Genomic DNA, 20530 nt, shown 5'->3' with positions numbered 1-20530 from the left:
CGTCGCGGTCAGGAGGTGGATCTTCTGCCCGTCGCGGTCAGGAGGTGGATCTTTCTGCCCGTCGCGGTCAGGAGGTGGATCTTTCTGCCCGTCGCGGTCAGGAGGCTGGACCTGCTGCCCGTCGCGGTCGTGCGGCGCCTCGCCACGTTGTCGTCGGAGTTGCCGTCGGAGTTGTTGTCGGTCACCGCGGCGCGCTGCTCTTGCGAGGCACCACCTGACCGATCCTCGCCATGGCAGGATCCGCCGACGGGCCCAGGCCGGTAATCCCCGCACGTTGACCGGAGCCTTTGCTGGGACATCGTCATTCGGGAAACCTGATCCGTGAAGGTTGAAAGCCCTCGGCTCTAGCTGTGGGGAGACGGGGTGGACTCGGCCTCCGCCCCCGCGGTGGCACACGGCCGTACGGCGTCGCGAATGATTCTGAGGGCGTCGAGGAAGGTGCTGAGCTGTTCGGGGGAGAGCAGGCCGGTGAACCAGGTATCGATGTCGATCAGGTGCCGAGGGAGGATGCCGCTGAGCCGGTCGGCGCCGGCCTCGGTGATGACCGCGTAGGAGGCCCGCCTGTCCGTGGCGCACGCCTGCCTCGTGGCGAGTCCCTCGCGTTCCAGCCGGTCGACGACCCGGGTCATCCCGCTGGTGGACAGGCTCGTCTGCGCCGCCAGGTCGCTCATCCGCAGCCGCCGTCCCGGCGAGCGCGCCAACCTGATCAACGTCTCGAAGTCGATCTCTGAGAGCCCCGCGGCCACAAAGGACTCATGCGTCTTGGCCGAGATGCCGGTGTAGACCTCTGCCAGGAGGCCCATCGCCGTCAGCCGGGAGTCATCAAAGGGGATCACGTTCACACTCTATCCGAAGGTAGTTGACGGAAGGAATATTCCTCGTGTAGAAATCTGTTGGCGCAATCATCTACTCGGCAATCATCTCATCAGGAGCACAGCATGACCACTCGGACCTGGGAGAATCTTCAGATCCCCGCCGCCGGCACCTTCGCTCTGGACGTCGCCCACACCCGGATCGGCTTCGTCGTCAAGCACATGATGGTGAGCAAGGTCCGCGGTCACTTCAACGAGTTCTCCGGCACCGTCAACGTCGCCGAGAACCCCCTGGACTCCTCCGCGGAGATCTCGATCAAGACCGAGAGCATCACCACCGGTGCCGCGGACCGCGACGCCCACCTGCGCGGCGAAGACTTCCTCTCCGCGGAGAAGTTCCCCACGCTGACCTTCCGCAGCACCCGCGTCGTCGGCCACTCCGGTGACGAGTTCACCCTCGTCGGTGACCTCACCATCCGCGACGTCACCAAGCCGGTCGAGCTCACCGTCGAGTACGGCGGCGCCGGCACCAACCCGTGGGGCCAGGACGTCTGGGGCTTCTCGATCACGACCGAGATCGACCGCGAGGAGTTCGGCCTGACCTGGAACCAGGCGCTGGAGACCGGCGGCGTCCTGGTCGGCAAGAAGATCAAGATCGAGATCGAGGGCGAGGCCAACCCGGCCGCCTGATCTCCGCCACCACTCGGGGCCTCTCCCGTCCTCTCGGGCGGCGAGGGGCCCCAATGTGTTCGCCCAGTGAGATGTAGCGTCTCGCAAAATGGGAATCCACGGGATTTCCGTCGGCTCAGCTGGGGACTCCCGAGTTTGTCCACAGGGGCGGCGAGAGTTATCCACCGCCTGTGGACAACTCTCGCCCGGCTCTTGCCCGCGACGCGATCTCTAACCGCTTTGCCGCCTCGCCGGATGGCCGGTACTCTGTCCTGAGCCGAACGGTTACCAGGAGGCTTCGCCTAGTCAGGTCTATGGCGCCGCACTGCTAATGCGGTTTGGGTTTACCGCCCATCCGGGGTTCAAATCCCCGAGCCTCCGCAGGTCAAAGGCCCTCTCCCGAAACTTGGGAGAGGGCCTTTTTGATCTCTAGGTGCGCCATAGTTGCAGTCCTAGTTGCAACGAGGGTTCAGGACTCCCCCCAGAGCGCCGAGGCCAGGCGTTCGCCGGCGTCGCGCATGAGCGGTGTGGACACATGTGCATAACGCTCGGTCGTGGTCACCCTCGTGTGGCCCAGGACCTCCTGAACGACCCGGATATTCACCCCCTGCTCGATGAGCAGCGTCGCGGCCGTGTGGCGAGCGTCGTGCACCCGGACGTCCCGAACCCCGGCTTGCTTGAGGATGGTTTTCCACACCTTCCAGTCCTCGGTGCGCTCGATCGGGCCGCCGTGGCGGGTGGCGAACACGAGATCGTGATCCTCCCAGCGATCCCCCGCCTTGAGACGCTCCGCAGCCTGGATCTTGCGATGTGCCTTGAGGAGAGCGAGCAACTCGGGAGGGCATTGGAGGGTGAGCTTGCTCTTGCCCTTTCGCTGGCGGAAGACGATGCCCCCGCCGGTGCGTTTTGGGCACTTGTCGGCATGGCTTGTGCAGTCCTTGAGGCAGGTCCTCTTGAAGCAGGTGTGCCCCTGCTTTTTGCAGCCTTCCTTACAGCCGGGGTTGTGCCCGTGATCACTGCACTTCTTTTTGCAGGGCCAGCGATGCCACTTCTCTCCGCATTTATGGGGATCGGCGCACCCATGTTGCCATTCGGTGCGCTGGATCTGGAACCACGCCCTGATCACTCCGGTCTCCAGGTCGACGTACTGCCAGCGGAGCCCGAGCGCCTCACCCTGGCGGATGCCGAGAGCCAGAGCGACCGACCAGCGCGCCCCGTTCCGCCGGGTGCCAGCCACATCGAGAATGTTGCGAGCCTCTTCGCGGCTCAGCGGTTCGATCTCGGTGGAAGCTGCCGAGGGAGCCTCGACGAGGGTCGCGACGTTCCGCGTGAGCTTGTTGCGGCGCACCGCGATGGTCAGCGCCCGCGACAGGATGCGATGAACCTTGAGCACGGTGCTGGTCGAGAGGTTCTTCTCCAGCATCGTGGTGTAAGCCGTGTCGAGGTGCTCGGGAGCGAGCCGGTTGAGCCGATGCCGCCCGAGCAGCGGAATAATCCAGTGACGCGTCTTGGACCGGTAGTCCGTCAGCGTGCGCGGCGCCATCTTGCCGGAGATCACGAGCCGCTCACAGATCACGTCGAGATACTCGGTCATCCACTCGGCGATAGTGGGCGCACGGCCGGGCTTGGTGACCTGTCCCGACTCCCGGTTGTTCTCCAGTTCCCTGACCTTGCGGGTCACTTCGGCCTCAGTCGTGGCCATCCGGTGACGACGGTCGAGGGAGCCGTCCGGCTTAATGCCCAAAGTGACCCAGCCGTGCCAGTAGCCGTCATTACCGAAGTAGATCGAGGACCGGCCGTCCGGCTTCTTCGCCATCACGCCGCCTCATCCTGGGAGAGCCCCGCCTTGGTCTCCAGCGCACGGGCGAACTCGTGGAGCGCCCACCGGGGGACCAGCCGGTATCCCTCGTCTTTGATCGACTTCAGTTCGCCGGATTTGATCAGTCGGAAGACGGCAGTACGGCTCATGCCGAGCATCACGGCGGCATCCTTGGGCCGGTAGAACAGCGGTTCCATGTCAGGCCGCCTCTCCGATTACTGAAAGATCTTCGATGGGTCGTCCGTCTGCTCTGGCTTGGAGTTCGATCAGGCGTGCGCGGGTGCGCCGGCGGTTGGCGACCTCGCGCAGCAGCCGTTTGGCCAGCGGGGTGCGGTTGGGATCCTTGGAGGAGACCGGCCGCCAGACGTAACGGTGCGGGTCGGTCACCGCGTCGTCGGGAAGGCCGAGCATGTCGAGCACCCAGGCCCGCCGGTCCTGCTTGTGTTCGCGCAGGGTCTTGTTGGACCACTTACGTGAGACCAGGACGCGACGTCCCGCGTAGCCGAGGTGTTCGGCCTTGTGCGCTTTGCCCTTGCACCGGCCCGACAGCATGCCCGCCTTGGCGCCCTTGGGCTGGATTCCGTAGCGGAGCCAGTTCGCGCACGTCGGTGAGCAGGGTTCGTAGCGCAGCGCCTCGATCATCCGTATGGCGTGGTCGCGACGGGCGTGGTTGCTGACGTCGTCGGGGTCGAGGGGGTCGCCGAGGTTCTTGGTCAGGTACTTGGACAGATAGATGAGGCACTGGTCAGCGTCGGGAGACCCGGCGAGCACTCCCTGAACGTCGACCTGAGCACCGAAGCGCGCCACGTGCAGAGGTTCGGCCGCCTCGTCCTGGTCGAGCTGGTCGAGTGCCTCGTCCCAGGTGGGCAGCAGCTCCCCGGTGGCCGGGTCGAGGTAGTCGCCGGCCTGTCCGTCCGGGTAGGGCTCAGCGCGTTCGGCCCGCTCGCTCCAGACCGGCAGGTGGTCACCGTCGAAGCGGACTTCATCGACCGATGGCCACCACACCTGGTGGTAGGTCGCGGCGGCGATCGCCTTGACCTCCGCGCGGGGCATGGTGCCGCGGATGGCCATGTGTAGATGTGGGGCGAGCCGTTTTTGGGGTTCGACGGAGGCGAAGTACTGCACGTCGTAGCCGGCCACCCGGCGAAGGTTCTGCACGAACCGGTCGACGAGCTTGGAGAAGTGCAGCGCGTCCCGAGCCGCCGCCGCGTAGTCATAGCTGGCCGGGTTAACCGGGACGCCGTTGTGCACGCGCCCGTAGGAAGGCAGGGTCAGCGTGACGAACAGCGACGGCCGGTAGACCTTGCCATCGGAGGCGATGAAGGTCCGCCCGAGGGTGGTGTCCTGCTTGGCCCGCTTGGGCAGGTCCGGCGCATCCTGGCGCCGCCTCGTCGAGCGCGAGCGCTTGGGAGTCGACCGGCCGCCCAGGACGTTGCCCCGCATCCCCGCAGCGTTGATCTCTGCGTCGATGCCCATGATGGCCTCGTCCCAGTCGAGGGTGGCTTCCCCGTCCCTCTCGGCCTCATCGCGCTTGGCTTGGACGTCGGCCCGGAACTCGATCAGCCATTGCTGGTCTTCGGTGGAGGGGTGGGGTTCGGCGATCGGTTCGGCCTCCAGGTGCCAGCCCTCTCGGCACTGGGCTTTGCGGAGTTGCTTGTTGCGCTGAGCACATGGCGGGCACTTGGCTTCCTGGGTGGCGCCGCAGGGGATGTTGAACGACTCGGTGATGCCGGTGTGGGTGTCGAGGCGCCGCAGTTCGATGGGGCGGATGCAGACGCCGTTGTTCTTGGCGACTTCCACCGCGACGTCCAGGGCGAAGGGCAGGGTGTCACGGACGAGGCGGGGCAAGGTGCGGTCGGAGCCATGCGGCGCGGGGATGAGCGGGGAGGTGGGGGTGTCGGTCACATGTCCTCCTCTCGCTCCAGCACGTCGGCGGTGAACCGGTAAGAGGCGCTGTAGGGGTCGCGGCGCAGCCGGATGTTGATCAGGTTGGAGAGCACCAGCTCAAAGCGCGCCGGGGAGTCGGTCAGGGTGCCGAGGAGGCGGAACGGGATCGCGTCGATCTCAGCGAGGGTGCCCTGAATGATGATCTTCATCAGGCCCCCTCACCCGTCAGCGGCAAGGGCAGCGTGTCCGCGGTGAAGGTGGCGACCATGGCGCGGATGTCGGCATCGGAGACGTAGCCGGCACGGGCGCGGATGGGATCGGGCGAGGTCTCCAGACGGACGTAGCCGATGCCCGCTCCCTGCGCTGGAACCGGGGAGATGTGATCGGCCAGTGCCCCGCGATCCCGTGCGCCGTCGCCGAGGACCATGTCCACCTGCTCGGACTCATCGAGGCGGAGCGCGATCTTGTCGGGGAACAGATTGCGGACGTTCATGACCTCCTTGCGCGGGTCCTGGAGTGCCGCCATCACGCCGAACCCGACCGCACGGCCCTGGGTGGTCAGCGTTGCCAGGGCCGCCGAGATGCGCAGCTTGAGGCCCTTGTCAGCCTGGTAGGCGGTCAGGAACGCCACCTCGTCGACCACCACCAGGACGAACGGGTCGTCGAGGGTGGGCGTGTGGTTGCGCTGAATTCCGGCGAACCGATCGGCTCGTTCCTGCATGATCTTCACCGCCGCTTCCAGCAGATCGGTGCAGGCCGCCGGACTGGCGGCGTAGTGATCGCCGAACAGGTCGCGTCCGAAGGACAGCTCCATTCGCTTGGGATCCAGCGCCCAGACCTGGACCAGACCCGCCCGCACCGCAGGCAACAGGCCCCGGATGACCGACCAGATGATCGAGCCCTTGCCCGCCCCGGTGGCGCCGGCCACCAGGACATGGGTGCCGTGGACCTTGAGCCGCCACGGAGTGCCGTCCTCACACTTGCCGATTTCGACCGGCCCGACCGAGACCACCTCCGGAATCGGCAACGCTGGTAAGGGGACGGCCAGCGGGTCACGCCGGGGAAAGGACAGCAGCAGACGGCCTGACCGGGCGATGGTCACTCGGCACGAGGTAGCGCCGAACCCGTGGGCCAGGTGCTCGATGCGGTCGGTCCAGTCCTTGACTGATTGGCCGGTGAGCATCTTCACCGTGACCAGGTCGGCCCACGAGGTGCAGGTGACACCGGCGAGGCGGGGCAGGTAGTCCCGGCCGTGCAGGTTCCGGCCGAGTCCGGAGATGACCATTACCGGTTGCCAGTGCCGCCGGTAGATCCACACCAGCCGCCACCAGGCCAGCAGTCGCCAGCCCATCCAGCGGTTGAACGAGGCCCGATCGAAGAACAACCACGGAGCCAGGATCGAAACGGCAACGGTGACCGTGATCAAGGCGACGCGCCAGCCGTACAAGGCGCCGAGAACCGTGGGAATGGCGAGCACGGTCACGGCGATCGGGTGACGCCAGAGGAGCCGGACGATTCCGGTCAGCAGCCGCCACAAGAAGATGGTGATGGTGAAGATGGCCGGGGTTCGAACCACGGCCGGGCGGAAGACGATGGCGGTGTCGGGGGTGGTGGTGACGAGGGTGCGCGCCTCGTCGCCGGGCAGTTTTTTGAACATTAGGCTTGAGCCCTCTCTTGATTCGCGTCTGGGGAGACCGAGGGGCCGCCGGAATGCCAGTTCCAGCGGCCCCGCTTCATGTCAGGCCGCCTTGCCCTGCTCGGACTCGCCGGCCTGGTTGGGGTTGGTGGATTGTTCGGTGTGGATGCGCTCGCAGTCGGCCAGGTAGCGCGTGGCGGCGTCGGCGATCTGCCGGGCGAGGGTGATGTCCTGTTCGGTGACCGGCCCGCCGCCGGTGGTGGAGATGACTACCTGTGCCTGCGGTGAGGACAGGTGCAGGAACGGCCGCTCCCCTTCGGCGCCCAGCGCGCTGACCGATAGGTAGGGAGTGCGGAAGGAGGTGTCGAGCCGGGTGCCGTCCTCATCCAGGGTCACCACGGCGCGGGTGTAGGGCAGGTGCTCTCTCACGCGGCCACGTCCTTACCGTTCGAGGCCTTGATCGGAACCGCGGTCGAGCGGGGAGGGTGCATCGCCGTTGCGCGGATGGACCAGGCCAGTCGGCCGGTGTTCTGGCCGACGTAGGCGGTGGCGGTCATGCCGTCGAACTCGACCGGTACGAACGGCAGGCCGGGCAGTGCAGCCGGGACGATCGGCTGAACCGGGGACAGGATTTTGACCGAGACGGTCTTCTGTCCGGCTTTGACGGTGGGGTCGGCGTCCATGACGGCGACCTGCCAGATGAGTTCGCCGGTGTTCTTGTCCTTGGCGTAGACGGTGCGTCCGTTGTTGGAGGCGTCGAAGTCCTTGACCTGCTCGACCTCGCCGACGATGAAGCAGCCGTGCGGGAAGACCTGGTGAAAGTTGATCGGGATGGGGCCTTGGATGGCCATGGTGTTCTTCCTTTCGTCTACCCCACTAGACAGTGGCGGTCATTGGCCTCCGAAGGACTGTCTAGGGGGCTCTACAGAAGAAGATAAAGGCCGATCGCCAGACTGTCTAGGGGGGTGGACGATGTGTCGCCCGAAACGGAGCCCCTGTCCATGGGCGCGAATCGGAGCTTTCGCGGCGTCCTAGCTAGCCCATTGGGTGGGTCACGTAGGAGGCGACTACACCCGTGCGTGTGATGTCGATCTCATGGGTTCGATCCGTTCGGGGCGATGCCGCCGAGTCTGCCGGTGACGCCATTGAGATCTTTGCTGGCCACGATGTCGTGCGTGGACATTGACGAAATACGCCATCACATCGTGGAGCTCAGCGAGAAGTTCGGTATCGAGTCGCCCGGTGTCGTTCAGGGGAAGACCCCGCAGGGGGTCGAGTGCATGGTCAAACAGACGGGTGGCCGTCAGATCGTGATCGGCCCTGCGTTCAAGGACCTGCCAGAAGCCGTCCAGCACGCCGCCTCGGCCTTCCTCATCGCGGCCTTTGAACGGAGGGGATCGAGCGGGAAGGTGTTGTTGATGACGATGTTTCACTTCTTGGTGATCATGGCCGTGGGTGTTGGCATCGGCCTGGCGTTCTCCTTCGTCGAGGACTCACCACCGTTGGTGATGGAGATCTGCCTGCTGACCTGTTTGGCTGCATACGCGATTTTGCGAACCAGGCGATACATCTATGCCTGCGACCGGAAAGTCGCCGACGTGTGCGGCAAGGAAACGGTGTTCGCGATGCTGGACCATGAACGGGCACAGAGCAGTCGGCTGCGAGGAATCTACTGGCTGCTGACGAAGATGCAGCCTTCAGTGGATCGACGTGCGGCTCGCCTGTCTCCGGAATTGCGCGTCAATCTGTGAAAGTCAGATCGCGTCACTCACCTCCCAACTGGCAAGCGGGCTAGCGAAACCTCCACAGGGCAGCGGTGGCGTCATCGTAGATCTTGCCGCGTTGCCACCGGATGCCGTTCGGATCGCTGTGTTCGGCCTTGCGGACCTGGGTGATGAGTTCTTCGGGGCCGGAGGTGTCGAGGAGGTTAAGGGCCTGTCGCCAGGTGGCCAGGCCGAATCGGTCGACGAGTCGGGATGCTCCGTCGCTCAGGATCGCGGCGGCGCGTACCCGGTCGGCCGGCACTGTTCCGGTCAATGCCTGTTCTGCGGCCAGGGGATCGACCGAGGCTACCCAGAATCCCCCGTCGACGTTGCGGTGTGCGCGCATGGCCTCCATGTAGCGGCTCAGGGCCTGGAGGTGTTCCGGGCTCCCCCCGGCAGCGGCGTTCATCGGTCCCCGGTAGCGGTTACCGGTCAGGGCTTCCCTCTCATCGCAGATGACCATGGGGTCGGCGGCGAGGAGGTCGAGGACGAGCACGGAGTCGGCCAGCACGAGCCAGTCCAGGGTGTCGGCCGTACGGCGGAGCATGATTACGGTGGCCGAGGGTGAGCCGGGATGGGAGAGGTCGCAGCAGAAGTCATGCATCGAGGCCGTGGCCTTGATGCCGCTGGCGAGGATCGTGGTCAAGGAGTCGGTGCTTTGGGTCACCCCGGCGAGGAGAGTCGAGCCGAGGGTGTGTGAGTACCAGGCGACGCCGTGGGAGCAGCCTGATTCCAGATCCGCAGGGGTGCCGGCGCCGTCCAGGAGAACGACGGCATCAGGGGTGGCGCCGATGAAGTCTTCGTTGGGCCGGTCGGGATAGGCGGGTTCGGTGGCGAGGGTGAGCCGCATGTCAGTCGTCCTGGTGTCGATAGAGCGGACTGGCAAGTTTGGTTCGAGTCGGTTCCCCGCTGTCGGGGTCGTATTCCACGCTGACCACGGTGGAGAAGCGCTGGTCTCCGACCTGTCCCCAGATCGTGGCGATCTCGGAGGTGAGCAGGTCCACCACGCCGAGGGAGCCGTTGGTGCGGATTCCGGCGATGGCCAGGAAGGTGCCGTTGCCGTCCGGGCGGGGGAGCCGGCCGAGGTATGCGGAGTCTGTCGGTTGCTCGGGGACGACCTGGGTGCCCGAGCGGTAAGCGACACCGGTGCGGGTGTCGCGCAGGAGCCAGCCGAGGTCATCGCGTTCCCACCGGATGACGGGGTCGGTGTCGTAGGCCGTGTGCATCGCTTCGGACATGCGGGGGCCGCAGACGACCACGAGGTTGGGCCGGTTGAGGTTGATCTGCCCGTCGATGGTGACGTTGTCTGAGGCGATGGCGAGTCCGAAGGACTTGGCGAGTTCTTCCAGGCGTTGACCTGAGCGCATGTCGTCCAGGGCGAGGACGGGTCGTTTCTTTTCGGGGTCGAGCCGCAGGGGGGTGACCACGGTCACCATGCCCGTGCCGAGGAACGCACCCTCCGGGGCCGGTCCGGTGTGCTTGATCTGGTGAATGCGCCCGCGTGAGAGTCCGGCTTGTTCGGCGATCTGCGCGTAGGAGACGCCTTGGGCGTGCAGTTCTTGGATCACTCGACGCCGTAGCCGGGCCAGCTCGGTGACCTCCTGTTGTGCGGCGCTTAGCCGTTCGGTTGCGGTTCGGATCAACAGGTACGGGTCGTCGATGGCGGCGATCCGCTCAAGGTCACTCGGTGGCACGGTGGTTCCCTTTCGGTGGTGCTCCGCCGAGTCTAGACCCCTAGACGAAATGCCGTCTATCCCCCTCGACAGTACGGACTTAAGGGTTTCGCCTGTTTTCAGGCTCACTGCCCGGATCGCCGAACGTCGCCTCGGTACTCCCCTGGTCATCGAGCGCGACCCGTCAGCACCGCCGCCCACAGCTCGTGACCTTCGGCCATGCGGGTCCGGCCGGTTTCCTGAACGGTGCAGGGCGTTCCCTGCAGGGTTCGGCGAAGGAAGACCTGACCGCCCGAGGCGCACAGCTCATAGACGACCGAGCGACAGTGGCAGGTCCAGGCAATCACTCGGCACCGTTCACCGAGTCGCGGGTCCATCCAGGCAAGCCGGGCGTGATCGGATTGGGGGACCGGAACGTGAGCGGCCAGGCAGCTCATTGCCGTACCGCCGGCTGGGGAAGCACGTCCAGGACGGCCCACACCACGCGGCCCTTGTCGTCGCCGGTCACGCCCCAGCTCGCCGCGAGTTCGGTGACCAGCATGAGCCCTCGCCCGTCTTCCCCGTCCGTATGGGGCGGGAAGGCCCGAGGGGAGCGAGGGCCGCCTTCGTCCAGGACGCCGAGCCAGAGCCGATCGGCTTCCGCATGGATCGACACGGTGAACCGGCCTCCGAATCGACCGCTCTCGGAATGCCGGACGGCATTGGTGGCCAGCTCGCTGACGATCAGTTCGGCGTCTTCGGCTTCCGGCCAGCCGTTCAGCATGGCGGTGACGAAGCGGCGAGCTTCAACGATCGATCGGGGGGAGCCGAGGAAGGTGCGGGAGATGCGGGGGAGCGACACGGTGGCCTCCGATGTCTAGGGGGCTATACATCCACTCCGCCAGCGTATGAGTGAACCTAGGAGGCACTCAAGGTATTCGACGCATAAATACGTCACTTATTCGAGGCGAGCCGCCAACTCCTGATACTCCATCCCGATCCGCCCCAGAAAATCCCGCAGTCCATCGCCATACATGGCGGCCGCGGCGAACGCCTCGAAGGTCTCCCCGTGTGTCGCGATTTCTTCTGGCTCGCTCAGCGTGAGATCACCGGTCAGGCTCTCCACCACGCTCACCGACCCGTCATAGATCGTGAACCCGTGCAGCGGGAACCCCGGAGCCTCCACCGACCACGGCACTATCCCAAGCCCCACATGGGGAAGCGTCGAGACCTGAAGCAATCGATCAAGCTGTGCCCGCATCAACGCCGGCGATCCTGGCCACGTCCGAACCGCCCCCTCCGTCAGCACGAAGGAGAACTCACGCCCCGACTTGAACAGGACGGCTTGCGCCTCCACCCGGACCGCCGCAGCCTTCGCCGCATCCTCCTCGTCGACATCCCGACCGAAGGCCAAGGTGAGCCGCGCGTACTCCGCCGTCTGGAGCAATGCCGGGATCATTGCCGATTGAAATGACACCACCCGCTGAGCCGATCGGAGCCGGGCAGCATTGGCCGCCTCCCGGCCGGCAAGCCCACCCTTGAGGCGGGAGACCTCATCGCGTAGCCGTATGAGCAGAGCGTCCAGCTCTCCGCGGCCTACGTCGTCCAGGTCCAGCGCTTCAACGAGCCGATCAACCGTCTCCGGGACCGGAAGGAGCTGCCCCGTTTCGATCCGCGAGATCGTCGGCTGAGCCACTCCAGCCCGCAACGCCAGATCTTTACCGGTCAGCCCGGCGTCCTTACGTAGCCGACGCAGCAACTCGCCCAGCGCCCGAAGGCGATCCCGTCGATCCTCCACACCCAGCGTTCTACCAGCCGCTCACGCATCGAGCGTCGCTCATCCCGGATCACTGCCGAATTGTTCTCATAGGTATCAAGACGGCGGCGCGGCGCGCCGCCGCACGGCCCTCCACCCGCCCGCCGTCCGGGCGTGCGGCGTGGGCGCCGGTCCCGAACGGCGGCGAGAATCGGGCCGCCCACCGCACTGCCCGCACGCCGTACCTAACCATCGCTCGCCGCACCAGGGCCGCGCCGCCGCCCAGATGCCGCCCCCCACGATCCGCCTGATCTCCGATCAGAGAACGATCGGTGTCCCGGTGCCCTCGTTCCTCAGGTCGAAATCGCAGTCGTATGCACGGCCAAGCAGGACGAGAATGCATGAATGCATACAGCCCCGTGGATGGTTCTCATTGGCCCGCCTGCATTCCGCGTAATTCGGAGCGGCTAGAGCTCGAAAATGGCATCTGACCTGGGAAAACATACGGAGACACGCCGAGTGGGCGTGTCTCTAGGAGTTCGAGCACGGGTCCGAGGTCAGAAGGGGGTGGCTAGCTCGATGATCTGCTGAGGCGGGGTGATGCCGAGCTTGGCCAGCAGGTCACGTTGGACCTTGGTGGGCTCGGTGCGCTGACGGAAGCGGCCCGCGGGACCGTGGAAGGTACCGATCTGCAGACGGTTGAGGTGACGGCGGATGCCCATCCAGGTCTCACCGACGGTGTTTTCGATGATGCGGACCAGCAACAGGGCCAGCCAGCACAAGATGACGTGGGCGCGGATACGTTCCTCACGACGGTGGTAGACGGGCCGCAGATCGATGATCGACTTCATGTCACGCCAGCCGCGCTCGACCTCCAGAAGCTGCTTGTAGCCGACCGCGATGTCTTCGGCCGGCAGATGCGGGTCCGAGCAGCGCAGCAGGTACTTGCCGTCCAGGTTGGCCTCGGCGTTGATCGCGCGGGCGTTGATCCGCAGGCGTCCGCCGGGGGTGGTGCGCAGGTAACGGTTCAGCGCGGGCCTGGTGCTGATCTTCCCGCGTAGCTCGGCCCGTTTGATCGCGCTCAGCGTGTCGGAGCCGTCGATCAGCTCATGCAGTTGGGTGATGAGTTGCTCACGGACGTGGGCGTCGCGGGCGGCGGCCTCGGGGTTGTGGCAGATCACGAACCGTTCGTGTTCGCTGACCTTGACCTCTTTGATGCGCATGTTCGCGGCGATGTCGGCGTAGCGGCCCTGCCGCGACAACGCGGTGGTGATCTCAGGGGAGTCTGAGCGGAGTTTTTCGCCGATGATGTAGTGATGATCGCCTTGGCGTAGGTAGCGGCGATTGGCCGCGGAGGCGAATCCCCTGTCGGCCACCCACACAATTTTGGACAGGGTCCAGTCCCGCATGTCGTCCTTGACCTGCCGGATCAACGCTGAATCGGAGGTGTTGCCGGGCCATGACCATACCCGGACCGGGATGCCGGAGCGGGTGACGGCCATGCCGATGACGATCTGCGGCAGGTCATCGCGGGAGTCCTTGGACTTGCCGTAGGTGCGAAACCCGGTCCTGTCCTGCTCGTCGTTGAACTCGGATTCGGATTCGGCTCCGGGAAGGGGCAGGCCGCGCTCGTCACGAGCAATCGGCTCGTCGGCCTCGTCGAGTTCGAAGTAGGTGCTGGTGGTGTCGAAGAACAGCAGGTCCACCTCCAGATTGAGCAGGTTGGCGACCTGGTTGTAGACCTCGGCCTCCATTCGTTCGCGGACGTCGTGCAGCCAGTCCATGGCCCGGTAGCAGGCGTCGTCGCTGGTGGCTGCCAGGCCGTCGATGTGCACGTCGTTGCTGATCCAGTCGGCGGCGGCCAGTTTGGACGACGGCGCCAGGGCGCGGTTGGCGACCAGGGCGAACAACACCCGCTCGGCCGAGATGTCACGGGGCCGGCCGCGGCGGCCCTGCAGGAGCCGGATGAGGATCTGGTCGATGCCCAGTCGGTGCCATATCCGGTCCAGTGCGTAGGTGCCGCCGTAAGGGCGTGATTCTAGGAACGCCAGGTCCGAAGGTGTGGTGGTGGTCAGTGCTTCGGCCGGGTTCAGCAGGTTGGATAGAGACGCGACCAGCCGGGTGATCGCGGCCCGGTCGAGTCGGTCTTCCCGGCCGAAGCTGTGCAGGATTTTGGGCACGGAGCGGCCTGCGACCGGGTCCCACTCGTTGTGGGCCAGGTGCAGGTAGCGGACAGCCGTGCCGTTCTTGGTCTTCCGGCTGGTGGTCTTCACATACATCGTCTCTAGACGATACCCGCCCAAACCGGGATCTAACGGGGCAATTCACGTGGGCGTTTCTCTAGGCGATTTCGGGCTCCGACTCTAGCCTCACCCTTCTGAGCTGGAAGTTCATCCGTTCGGAGTCTCCAGTAGCCGCGAATTACGCGGAACTCAGGGCCCGGCCGCAGCAGGAAAGAGCACGCCTGGTGACGGGCTGGCCGCGGCGACAGGCAGGATCTTCGTCGACATTGACGCACTCGGCGAGACCTATTACGCCGAGGTGGGATGGACCATGGACAAGCTGCGCGACCGGATCCAGGCCGTTGGCCGGCTCGCAGCCGAGCAAGAGTGGGAACCTGCGCGTGCTCATGCCGTGAAACGCGTTGTCGCTGACCACCCGGGCATGGTCGTTTCCTTGGGGGCCGGCCACAGCCATTACACGCAACCTGAGCTGTTCGATCATGTTCGCGATGCGCTTCGCCCTGTCAACCATGTGGTGCTTGTGTTGCCTTCCCCTGACGGCGAACGATCTGTCCAGGCTCTGCGGCAGCGCAGTCTCGCCACGAAGGGAACCGATTGGATCAGCAGGGACGGGCATGACTTCCTCCACCAGTGGGTGCACGACCCGGGAAATCATGCTCTCGCGACGACAGTGCTTTACACCGAGGGAGAAGAACCTGAGCAGAGCATCGGTCGCCTCATAGCCGTATGCGACTGATCTCAAGCGACCCGGATGGAACCAAACTCCTGTCACACCGATACCGCCCTGACGATCGCCCGGCGATGGCTGCTCTCCGTACAGGGTCGGGGGCGATCGACGGTCCGGAACTTCGTTCCTCAGCCCCGGCCCACCGAGCACCCGAGCGACGAAGGCGCGAGCGTTCCCTTATCCCTTGCGTGCTCGTTGCGTGCCCGTCAGGAGAGCGATCAAGGGGGACTCACGGGGAATCACGGGCAGTCGAAGCACTCCCCCGCAGGTCAGCGTCTCCCCAGCTCAGCGACCAGATGCGATAGAGACTTCCCAAGCTGACAGCGCGCATTAGGCGCCCCGGATCATCGGGCCTCAGACTGACCGATCCGATTAGTGATCAGAAGTAACAGGGGAGACAGTTCGTCCCCGATGGACTTGTTTTGCGGCGGATCGCCCACATAGTGCTCAGAGAGAAGTCCTATGGCGCTGAGGTGGGCGATCACCGTGGCCTTGATTTCCGAGCGCGGCATGGAATCGGGTAGCCGGAAGGCGATCACATCGAGTGAGTCGGCCCCGAGCCCTGGATAGCGGGCCTTCACACGGCCGATATCGGGATTGGGGTCGTGGAGATGCAGCCAGGTCCTGACTTCTGGGGGAAGGCCGGTAGTGCCTACGTAGATCACGTGGCCTTCGAGCAGCCAAACATAGATCCAAGATCCGGAGTAGGCGAGGTCTCCGCCACGGATATGCAGCTCTACCAGGTCACGTCCCATACGAGGATCTTGCCGCAAACGGTACTGACTGTCTTCTCGGATTTCACACCTCGCGGAACCGAAGGTTCGCAGACCGAGGGGTGTCCGACCCGAGAGGTTTCCTACTGCAACGAGTACTGCAACAGAGCCACACAACCGCTTACGATCACACACGCCTAGCACCGACGGAGGGCAGGCCGCGAGCTCCTGATTACGGCTGGGATGGTCCTGATAAGGAAGAGATCCCCACCGGGGAAGCCCCGACGTTTCCCGGTTCCTAAGGCGACGGCACCCTACCGGCTTCCGTTCGTGCGGAACGCAGATGAATGCAAGCGGCTGCATCACCTGGCCCGGCGCGTTCAGCGAGGCGGTCAGCTAGATAGTTTCTGGCCGAGACGTCGAGATGCCCGTCGTACTTGAACTTTCCTCTGACCTGCCGGATGGCGATCCGCAGTCCTTGGATTCCAGGGAGGTGCCGGGCGTGTTCGCGGGGATCCACCAATCCTCCGTCAGGTTCGTGCCGGCCGATCTGCGCCCGCAGGATCTCTGCTTTGCCGACGTCGTCCTTGATGATCTGAGCGTCCCCAACGAGTTGGACGGCGGCGTAGTACGTGGTCGGAATTCCGTAGGCGGGGTCGCCGCCGCGTGCGGGGCCACGCCAGCTGCCGGGTGCGTATGCCCAGCCCCCTGCAATCGACAGCATGACGGCGGGGTTCTCCTCGATCGCCCGCCAGATGGGATTGGGGCGGGCGAGGTGCAGCAGCACGGTTCGGTCATCCGCGAGCAGGAACTGAGTGGGGACCACCACGGGAACGTCCCGGTCCCGGCCCGCGGCGATCAGATGCCCGAACTCATTGTTCCGTACGAAGGCGAGCGCCTCCCGCTCCTCCGCAGCGTCCCAAGGATGAATGATCATACAGTTGACCGTACATTTATGTGACAGCGCTCGCAATCGCATTCCAGAACGTGAGACGCCCCCAGGCGGGGTTTGCTTCAGACTCGCCCCTCATCAATGGACACCGCCTAGTTGCAGTTCTAGTTGCAATTCAGCGCCGTACAGCCTCGTTCCAGGCGGACCGTCGAGCCCTGTTGGTCCAAGTGGGACTGATCGGGACGGGCAAGATCAGAGCTGCTAATGCGGTTTGGGTTTACCGCCCATCCGGGGTTCAAATCCCCGAGCCTCCGCAGTACAGAGGCCCTCTCCCAGATTTCGGGAGAGGGCCTTTTTGATCTTTAAAGCTGAGTGGGCTGCCGTGTCTGAGTGACACCGGGTACGGCAGCCCACCCTCCTCTTGAATCGTTGTCATCCGGCCCGGGGACAGTGCGACCCGGCATCGCACGGGTTCCAGGAGCTCGTGCCCGTACTACGCCGGGTTGCGGCCGCTGGCCTGCGAATGCCGCAGAAGCAGGCCTCTTCGCCGCGGGCTACACGCACCCGACGGCCTCGTACGAGCTGACAAGGCTCATAGCACCGGTGGTGCAGATGGATCCGGCGAGGTTGACCGGTGCGGCGGAGTAAACGTGTCCGCCACCTGAGTTCCGCGTAATTCGCGGCTACTGGAGACTCCGAACGGATGAACTTCCAGCTCAGAAGGGTGAGGCTAGAGTCGGAGCCCGAAATCGCCTAGAGAAACGCCCACGTGAATTGCCCCGTTAGATCCCGGTTTGGGCGGGTATCGTCTAGAGACGATGTATGTGAAGACCACCAGCCGGAAGACCAAGAACGGCACGGCTGTCCGCTACCTGCACCTGGCCCACAACGAGTGGGACCCGGTCGCAGGCCGCTCCGTGCCCAAAATCCTGCACAGCTTCGGCCGGGAAGACCGACTCGACCGGGCCGCGATCACCCGGCTGGTCGCGTCTCTATCCAACCTGCTGAACCCGGCCGAAGCACTGACCACCACCACACCTTCGGACCTGGCGTTCCTAGAATCACGCCCTTACGGCGGCACCTACGCACTGGACCGGATATGGCACCGACTGGGCATCGACCAGATCCTCATCCGGCTCCTGCAGGGCCGCCGCGGCCGGCCCCGTGACATCTCGGCCGAGCGGGTGTTGTTCGCCCTGGTCGCCAACCGCGCCCTGGCGCCGTCGTCCAAACTGGCCGCCGCCGACTGGATCAGCAACGACGTGCACATCGACGGCCTGGCAGCCACCAGCGACGACGCCTGCTACCGGGCCATGGACTGGCTGCACGACGTCCGCGAACGAATGGAGGCCGAGGTCTACAACCAGGTCGCCAACCTGCTCAATCTGGAGGTGGACCTGCTGTTCTTCGACACCACCAGCACCTACTTCGAACTCGACGAGGCCGACGAGCCGATTGCTCGTGACGAGCGCGGCCTGCCCCTTCCCGGAGCCGAATCCGAATCCGAGTTCAACGACGAGCAGGACAGGACCGGGTTTCGCACCTACGGCAAGTCCAAGGACTCCCGCGATGACCTGCCGCAGATCGTCATCGGCATGGCCGTCACCCGCTCCGGCATCCCGGTCCGGGTATGGTCATGGCCCGGCAACACCTCCGATTCAGCGTTGATCCGGCAGGTCAAGGACGACATGCGGGACTGGACCCTGTCCAAAATTGTGTGGGTGGCCGACAGGGGATTCGCCTCCGCGGCCAATCGCCGCTACCTACGCCAAGGCGATCATCACTACATCATCGGCGAAAAACTCCGCTCAGACTCCCCTGAGATCACCACCGCGTTGTCGCGGCAGGGCCGCTACGCCGACATCGCCGCGAACATGCGCATCAAAGAGGTCAAGGTCAGCGAACACGAACGGTTCGTGATCTGCCACAACCCCGAGGCCGCCGCCCGCGACGCCCACGTCCGTGAGCAACTCATCACCCAACTGCATGAGCTGATCGACGGCTCCGACACGCTGAGCGCGATCAAACGGGCCGAGCTACGCGGGAAGATCAGCACCAGGCCCGCGCTGAACCGTTACCTGCGCACCACCCCCGGCGGACGCCTGCGGATCAACGCCCGCGCGATCAACGCCGAGGCCAACCTGGACGGCAAGTACCTGCTGCGCTGCTCGGACCCGCATCTGCCGGCCGAAGACATCGCGGTCGGCTACAAGCAGCTTCTGGAGGTCGAGCGCGGCTGGCGTGACATGAAGTCGATCATCGATCTGCGGCCCGTCTACCACCGTCGTGAGGAACGTATCCGCGCCCACGTCATCTTGTGCTGGCTGGCCCTGTTGCTGGTCCGCATCATCGAAAACACCGTCGGTGAGACCTGGATGGGCATCCGCCGTCACCTCAACCGTCTGCAGATCGGTACCTTCCACGGTCCCGCGGGCCGCTTCCGTCAGCGCACCGAGCCCACCAAGGTCCAACGTGACCTGCTGGCCAAGCTCGGCATCACCCCGCCTCAGCAGATCATCGAGCTAGCCACCCCCTTCTGACCTCGGACCCGTGCTCGAACTCCTAGAGACACGCCCACTCGGCGTGTCTCCGTATGTTTTCCCAGGTCAGATGCCATTTTCGAGCTCTAGCCGCTCCGAATTACGCGGAATGCAGGCGCCAAGGCCGGCAGGTATGGCGGAGTAGACGTACCCGGCAAGGCCGGCAGGCGTGGCGGCACAGACGGGTTGCAGGGCGACCATGGAGCCGGTCAGGTCGACGCATCCGCTGGAGGTGGGCGTGGCGGGCCCCGCCAGGGTCACCCCACCTGCCGGTCCTGCGGGGCCCGTCGCGCCTCTGGGTCCTGCCGGTCCGGGGGGTCCTGCTGGGCCTCTGGGTCCTGCCGGTCCGGGCACTGCTGGTCCTGCCAGGGTCACCCCACCTGCCGGTCCTGCGGGGCCCGTCGCCCCCCTGGGGCCTGCCGGTCCGGGGGGGCCGGGGGGTCCGGCAAGTCCTGTCGGTCCGGGAGGTCCTGCTGGTCCGGGGGGTCCGGCTGGGCCCGCTTCGCCTGGAGGTCCCGCGGGCCCTGCTTTTACGGCTGCGCCATTGGTGGAACTGGTTGCGGTGGAAGGCCCGGGGGTGGTGAGGTCGATCACTCTGGGCTCGTCCCGCTCGTCATCTAGGTCATCTAGGTCGTCGTCTCGGTCACGGTCCCTGTCGAAGCCGTTCCCGATGCCACGGTCATGTCCGTTTCCCCGGCCGCAATCGTCGTCCCGGTCCCGACCCCAGCCGCGACCGCCGGGGCATCCGCAGTGACGGCCTCCTCTGCGGCATCCGCAGGACCGGCACGGGCGAAGAATGGGTTTCTCGCTGCTGTGCACGGAATGTTGAAGGCGGGCCTTGCCCCCACTACCTCCGCTATCCCCATTGTCGCCGTAAGGCGCGAACAGAAGGCTTGCATTGTCGGCGGCGGCGTTCGCCGGCACCTGGTTCGACGAGATCGAGAGGAGGCCTGCCATCGCTGCGACGGCCAAAGCGCCGGCACGCTTACCGGAGAGGGCTGGCGCCCACTTGCTCCTACGAGGAAGCATGTTATTTCCCCATATCGTTACTAATTCCGAAAATTTCCGGATCCGTCGTGCAGCCACGGAAGTGACGGCGAAACAGGAGATACCCGAGGCTTATGGGGATAGCGCTCAGGCATAGTTCGGGAAGAGCAAATAAGCGGTACCGTGCAGGAAAACCTACGTCTCATCTATGGTTTAGTCAGATTTATAATAATTATTCAGTCGTAGTGCTCTATAAGCGCTCTTTTCATGTCCGATAAGCAAGGGAAGGAGAGGGCAGGGTGGGGTGGCCTGGTGCCGGTGATCGAAGGTCGGCGCTGCCTGGAAACATATGTACTCGCAGGTCGGAGACGTGGTCACCGGTAATGTCGGGCTTTTGGCGGCAGTGTGTGTCGTACCGGTGCGTACCGGTACGA

20 protein-coding genes and 1 tRNA gene are annotated in these 20530 nt (G+C 65.1%); 5 read left to right on the top strand and 16 right to left on the bottom strand.

Translation table 11 applies throughout. From position 1 onward, the window contains the following. Window positions 1–8: 8 nt before the first annotated feature. On the bottom strand, window positions 9–185 hold the full coding sequence (locus OIE13_RS29850) for a hypothetical protein (RefSeq protein WP_326829030.1): 177 nt from the start codon (window positions 183–185) through the stop codon (window positions 9–11). A gap of 159 nt (window positions 186–344) precedes the next feature. Then, complete coding sequence (locus tag OIE13_RS29845) at window positions 345–836, bottom strand: MarR family winged helix-turn-helix transcriptional regulator (RefSeq protein WP_326646366.1); 492 nt, start codon at window positions 834–836, stop codon at window positions 345–347. A gap of 102 nt (window positions 837–938) precedes the next feature. Here OIE13_RS29845 and OIE13_RS29840 point away from each other — a divergent pair, with 102 nt between their 5' ends. Further along, window positions 939–1502, top strand: a complete 564-nt coding sequence (locus OIE13_RS29840) for a YceI family protein (RefSeq protein ID WP_326646367.1) — start codon at window positions 939–941, stop codon at window positions 1500–1502. A 270-nt stretch (window positions 1503–1772) separates the two neighbouring features. Next, a tRNA-Ser gene (locus tag OIE13_RS29835) sits at window positions 1773–1862 on the top strand. An 88-nt stretch (window positions 1863–1950) separates the two neighbouring features. Here OIE13_RS29835 and OIE13_RS29830 read toward each other — a convergent pair. The 7 genes from OIE13_RS29830 to OIE13_RS29800 all read right to left on the bottom strand — a co-directional run bounded on the left by OIE13_RS29830 (window position 1951) and on the right by OIE13_RS29800 (window position 7674). Continuing rightward, window positions 1951–3297: a tyrosine-type recombinase/integrase gene (locus OIE13_RS29830; RefSeq protein ID WP_326829029.1), complete on the bottom strand. Its 1347-nt coding sequence runs from the start codon at window positions 3295–3297 to the stop codon at window positions 1951–1953. After that, complete coding sequence (locus OIE13_RS29825) at window positions 3297–3497, bottom strand: helix-turn-helix domain-containing protein (protein ID WP_326829028.1); 201 nt, start codon at window positions 3495–3497, stop codon at window positions 3297–3299. Before OIE13_RS29825 ends, OIE13_RS29830 begins: the two co-directional genes overlap by 1 nt. Before the next feature lies 1 nt (window position 3498). Further along, window positions 3499–5205 carry a replication initiator gene (locus OIE13_RS29820; protein WP_326829027.1) on the bottom strand — a complete coding sequence of 569 codons (1707 nt, stop codon included), beginning with the start codon at window positions 5203–5205 and terminating at the stop codon, window positions 3499–3501. Next, entirely contained in the window at window positions 5202–5396 is a 195-nt protein-coding gene (locus OIE13_RS29815) for a hypothetical protein (protein WP_326829026.1), read from the bottom strand. Before OIE13_RS29815 ends, OIE13_RS29820 begins: the two co-directional genes overlap by 4 nt. Then, the gene (locus OIE13_RS29810) at window positions 5396–6844 is read right to left on the bottom strand and encodes an FtsK/SpoIIIE domain-containing protein (RefSeq protein WP_326829025.1); all 1449 of its coding nucleotides are present in this window, start codon (window positions 6842–6844) and stop codon (window positions 5396–5398) included. The genes OIE13_RS29815 and OIE13_RS29810 overlap by 1 nt, the downstream gene beginning before the upstream one ends. 81 nt (window positions 6845–6925) lie before the next feature. Then, a complete protein-coding gene (locus tag OIE13_RS29805; RefSeq protein ID WP_326829024.1) occupies window positions 6926–7252 on the bottom strand; it encodes a hypothetical protein in 327 nt (108 codons plus the stop codon). Then, window positions 7249–7674, bottom strand: a complete 426-nt coding sequence (locus OIE13_RS29800; protein WP_326829023.1) for a plasmid replication, integration and excision activator — start codon at window positions 7672–7674, stop codon at window positions 7249–7251. The genes OIE13_RS29805 and OIE13_RS29800 overlap by 4 nt, the downstream gene beginning before the upstream one ends. Before the next feature lie 324 nt (window positions 7675–7998). Here OIE13_RS29800 and OIE13_RS29795 point away from each other — a divergent pair, with 324 nt between their 5' ends. Further along, the gene (locus tag OIE13_RS29795) at window positions 7999–8574 is read left to right on the top strand and encodes a hypothetical protein (RefSeq protein ID WP_326829022.1); all 576 of its coding nucleotides are present in this window, start codon (window positions 7999–8001) and stop codon (window positions 8572–8574) included. 40 nt (window positions 8575–8614) lie between these two features. Here the strand turns inward: OIE13_RS29795 and OIE13_RS29790 are convergent, their stop codons facing one another. The 5 genes from OIE13_RS29790 to OIE13_RS29770 all read right to left on the bottom strand — a co-directional run bounded on the left by OIE13_RS29790 (window position 8615) and on the right by OIE13_RS29770 (window position 14273). Continuing rightward, complete coding sequence (locus OIE13_RS29790) at window positions 8615–9436, bottom strand: integrase (protein ID WP_326829021.1); 822 nt, start codon at window positions 9434–9436, stop codon at window positions 8615–8617. Window position 9437: 1 nt separating this feature from the next. After that, on the bottom strand, window positions 9438–10280 hold the full coding sequence (locus OIE13_RS29785; RefSeq protein ID WP_326829020.1) for a sigma factor-like helix-turn-helix DNA-binding protein: 843 nt from the start codon (window positions 10278–10280) through the stop codon (window positions 9438–9440). A gap of 412 nt (window positions 10281–10692) precedes the next feature. Then, on the bottom strand, window positions 10693–11100 hold the full coding sequence (locus OIE13_RS29780; RefSeq protein ID WP_326829019.1) for an ATP-binding protein: 408 nt from the start codon (window positions 11098–11100) through the stop codon (window positions 10693–10695). Between the two features lie 96 nt (window positions 11101–11196). Continuing rightward, window positions 11197–12036 (bottom strand): helix-turn-helix domain-containing protein, encoded by an 840-nt coding sequence (locus OIE13_RS29775; RefSeq protein WP_326829018.1) that lies wholly within the window; start codon window positions 12034–12036, stop codon window positions 11197–11199. Window positions 12037–12551: 515 nt separating this feature from the next. Next, window positions 12552–14273, bottom strand: coding sequence for an IS1634 family transposase (locus OIE13_RS29770; RefSeq protein WP_326828440.1), 1722 nt, complete (start codon window positions 14271–14273; stop codon window positions 12552–12554). A 103-nt stretch (window positions 14274–14376) separates the two neighbouring features. Between OIE13_RS29770 and OIE13_RS29765 the strand changes: the two genes are divergently transcribed. After that, on the top strand, window positions 14377–14973 hold the full coding sequence (locus tag OIE13_RS29765; protein ID WP_326830322.1) for a shikimate kinase: 597 nt from the start codon (window positions 14377–14379) through the stop codon (window positions 14971–14973). Window positions 14974–15308: 335 nt separating this feature from the next. Here the strand turns inward: OIE13_RS29765 and OIE13_RS29760 are convergent, their stop codons facing one another. Continuing rightward, on the bottom strand, window positions 15309–15719 hold the full coding sequence (locus OIE13_RS29760; RefSeq protein WP_326829017.1) for a hypothetical protein: 411 nt from the start codon (window positions 15717–15719) through the stop codon (window positions 15309–15311). Window positions 15720–15975: 256 nt separating this feature from the next. Beyond that, window positions 15976–16614, bottom strand: a complete 639-nt coding sequence (locus OIE13_RS29755) for an FMN-binding negative transcriptional regulator (RefSeq protein ID WP_326829016.1) — start codon at window positions 16612–16614, stop codon at window positions 15976–15978. A 773-nt stretch (window positions 16615–17387) separates the two neighbouring features. Between OIE13_RS29755 and OIE13_RS29750 the strand changes: the two genes are divergently transcribed. Then, entirely contained in the window at window positions 17388–19109 is a 1722-nt protein-coding gene (locus OIE13_RS29750) for an IS1634 family transposase (RefSeq protein WP_326828440.1), read from the top strand. Window positions 19110–20530: the final 1421 nt, after the last annotated feature.

Source organism: Streptosporangium sp. NBC_01810 (assembly GCF_035917355.1).
Taxonomy (GTDB): Bacteria; Actinomycetota; Actinomycetes; order Streptosporangiales; family Streptosporangiaceae; genus Streptosporangium.
The sequence above is the reverse complement of the archived record's forward strand: the minus strand, read 5'-3'. Positions and strand labels throughout refer to the sequence as shown.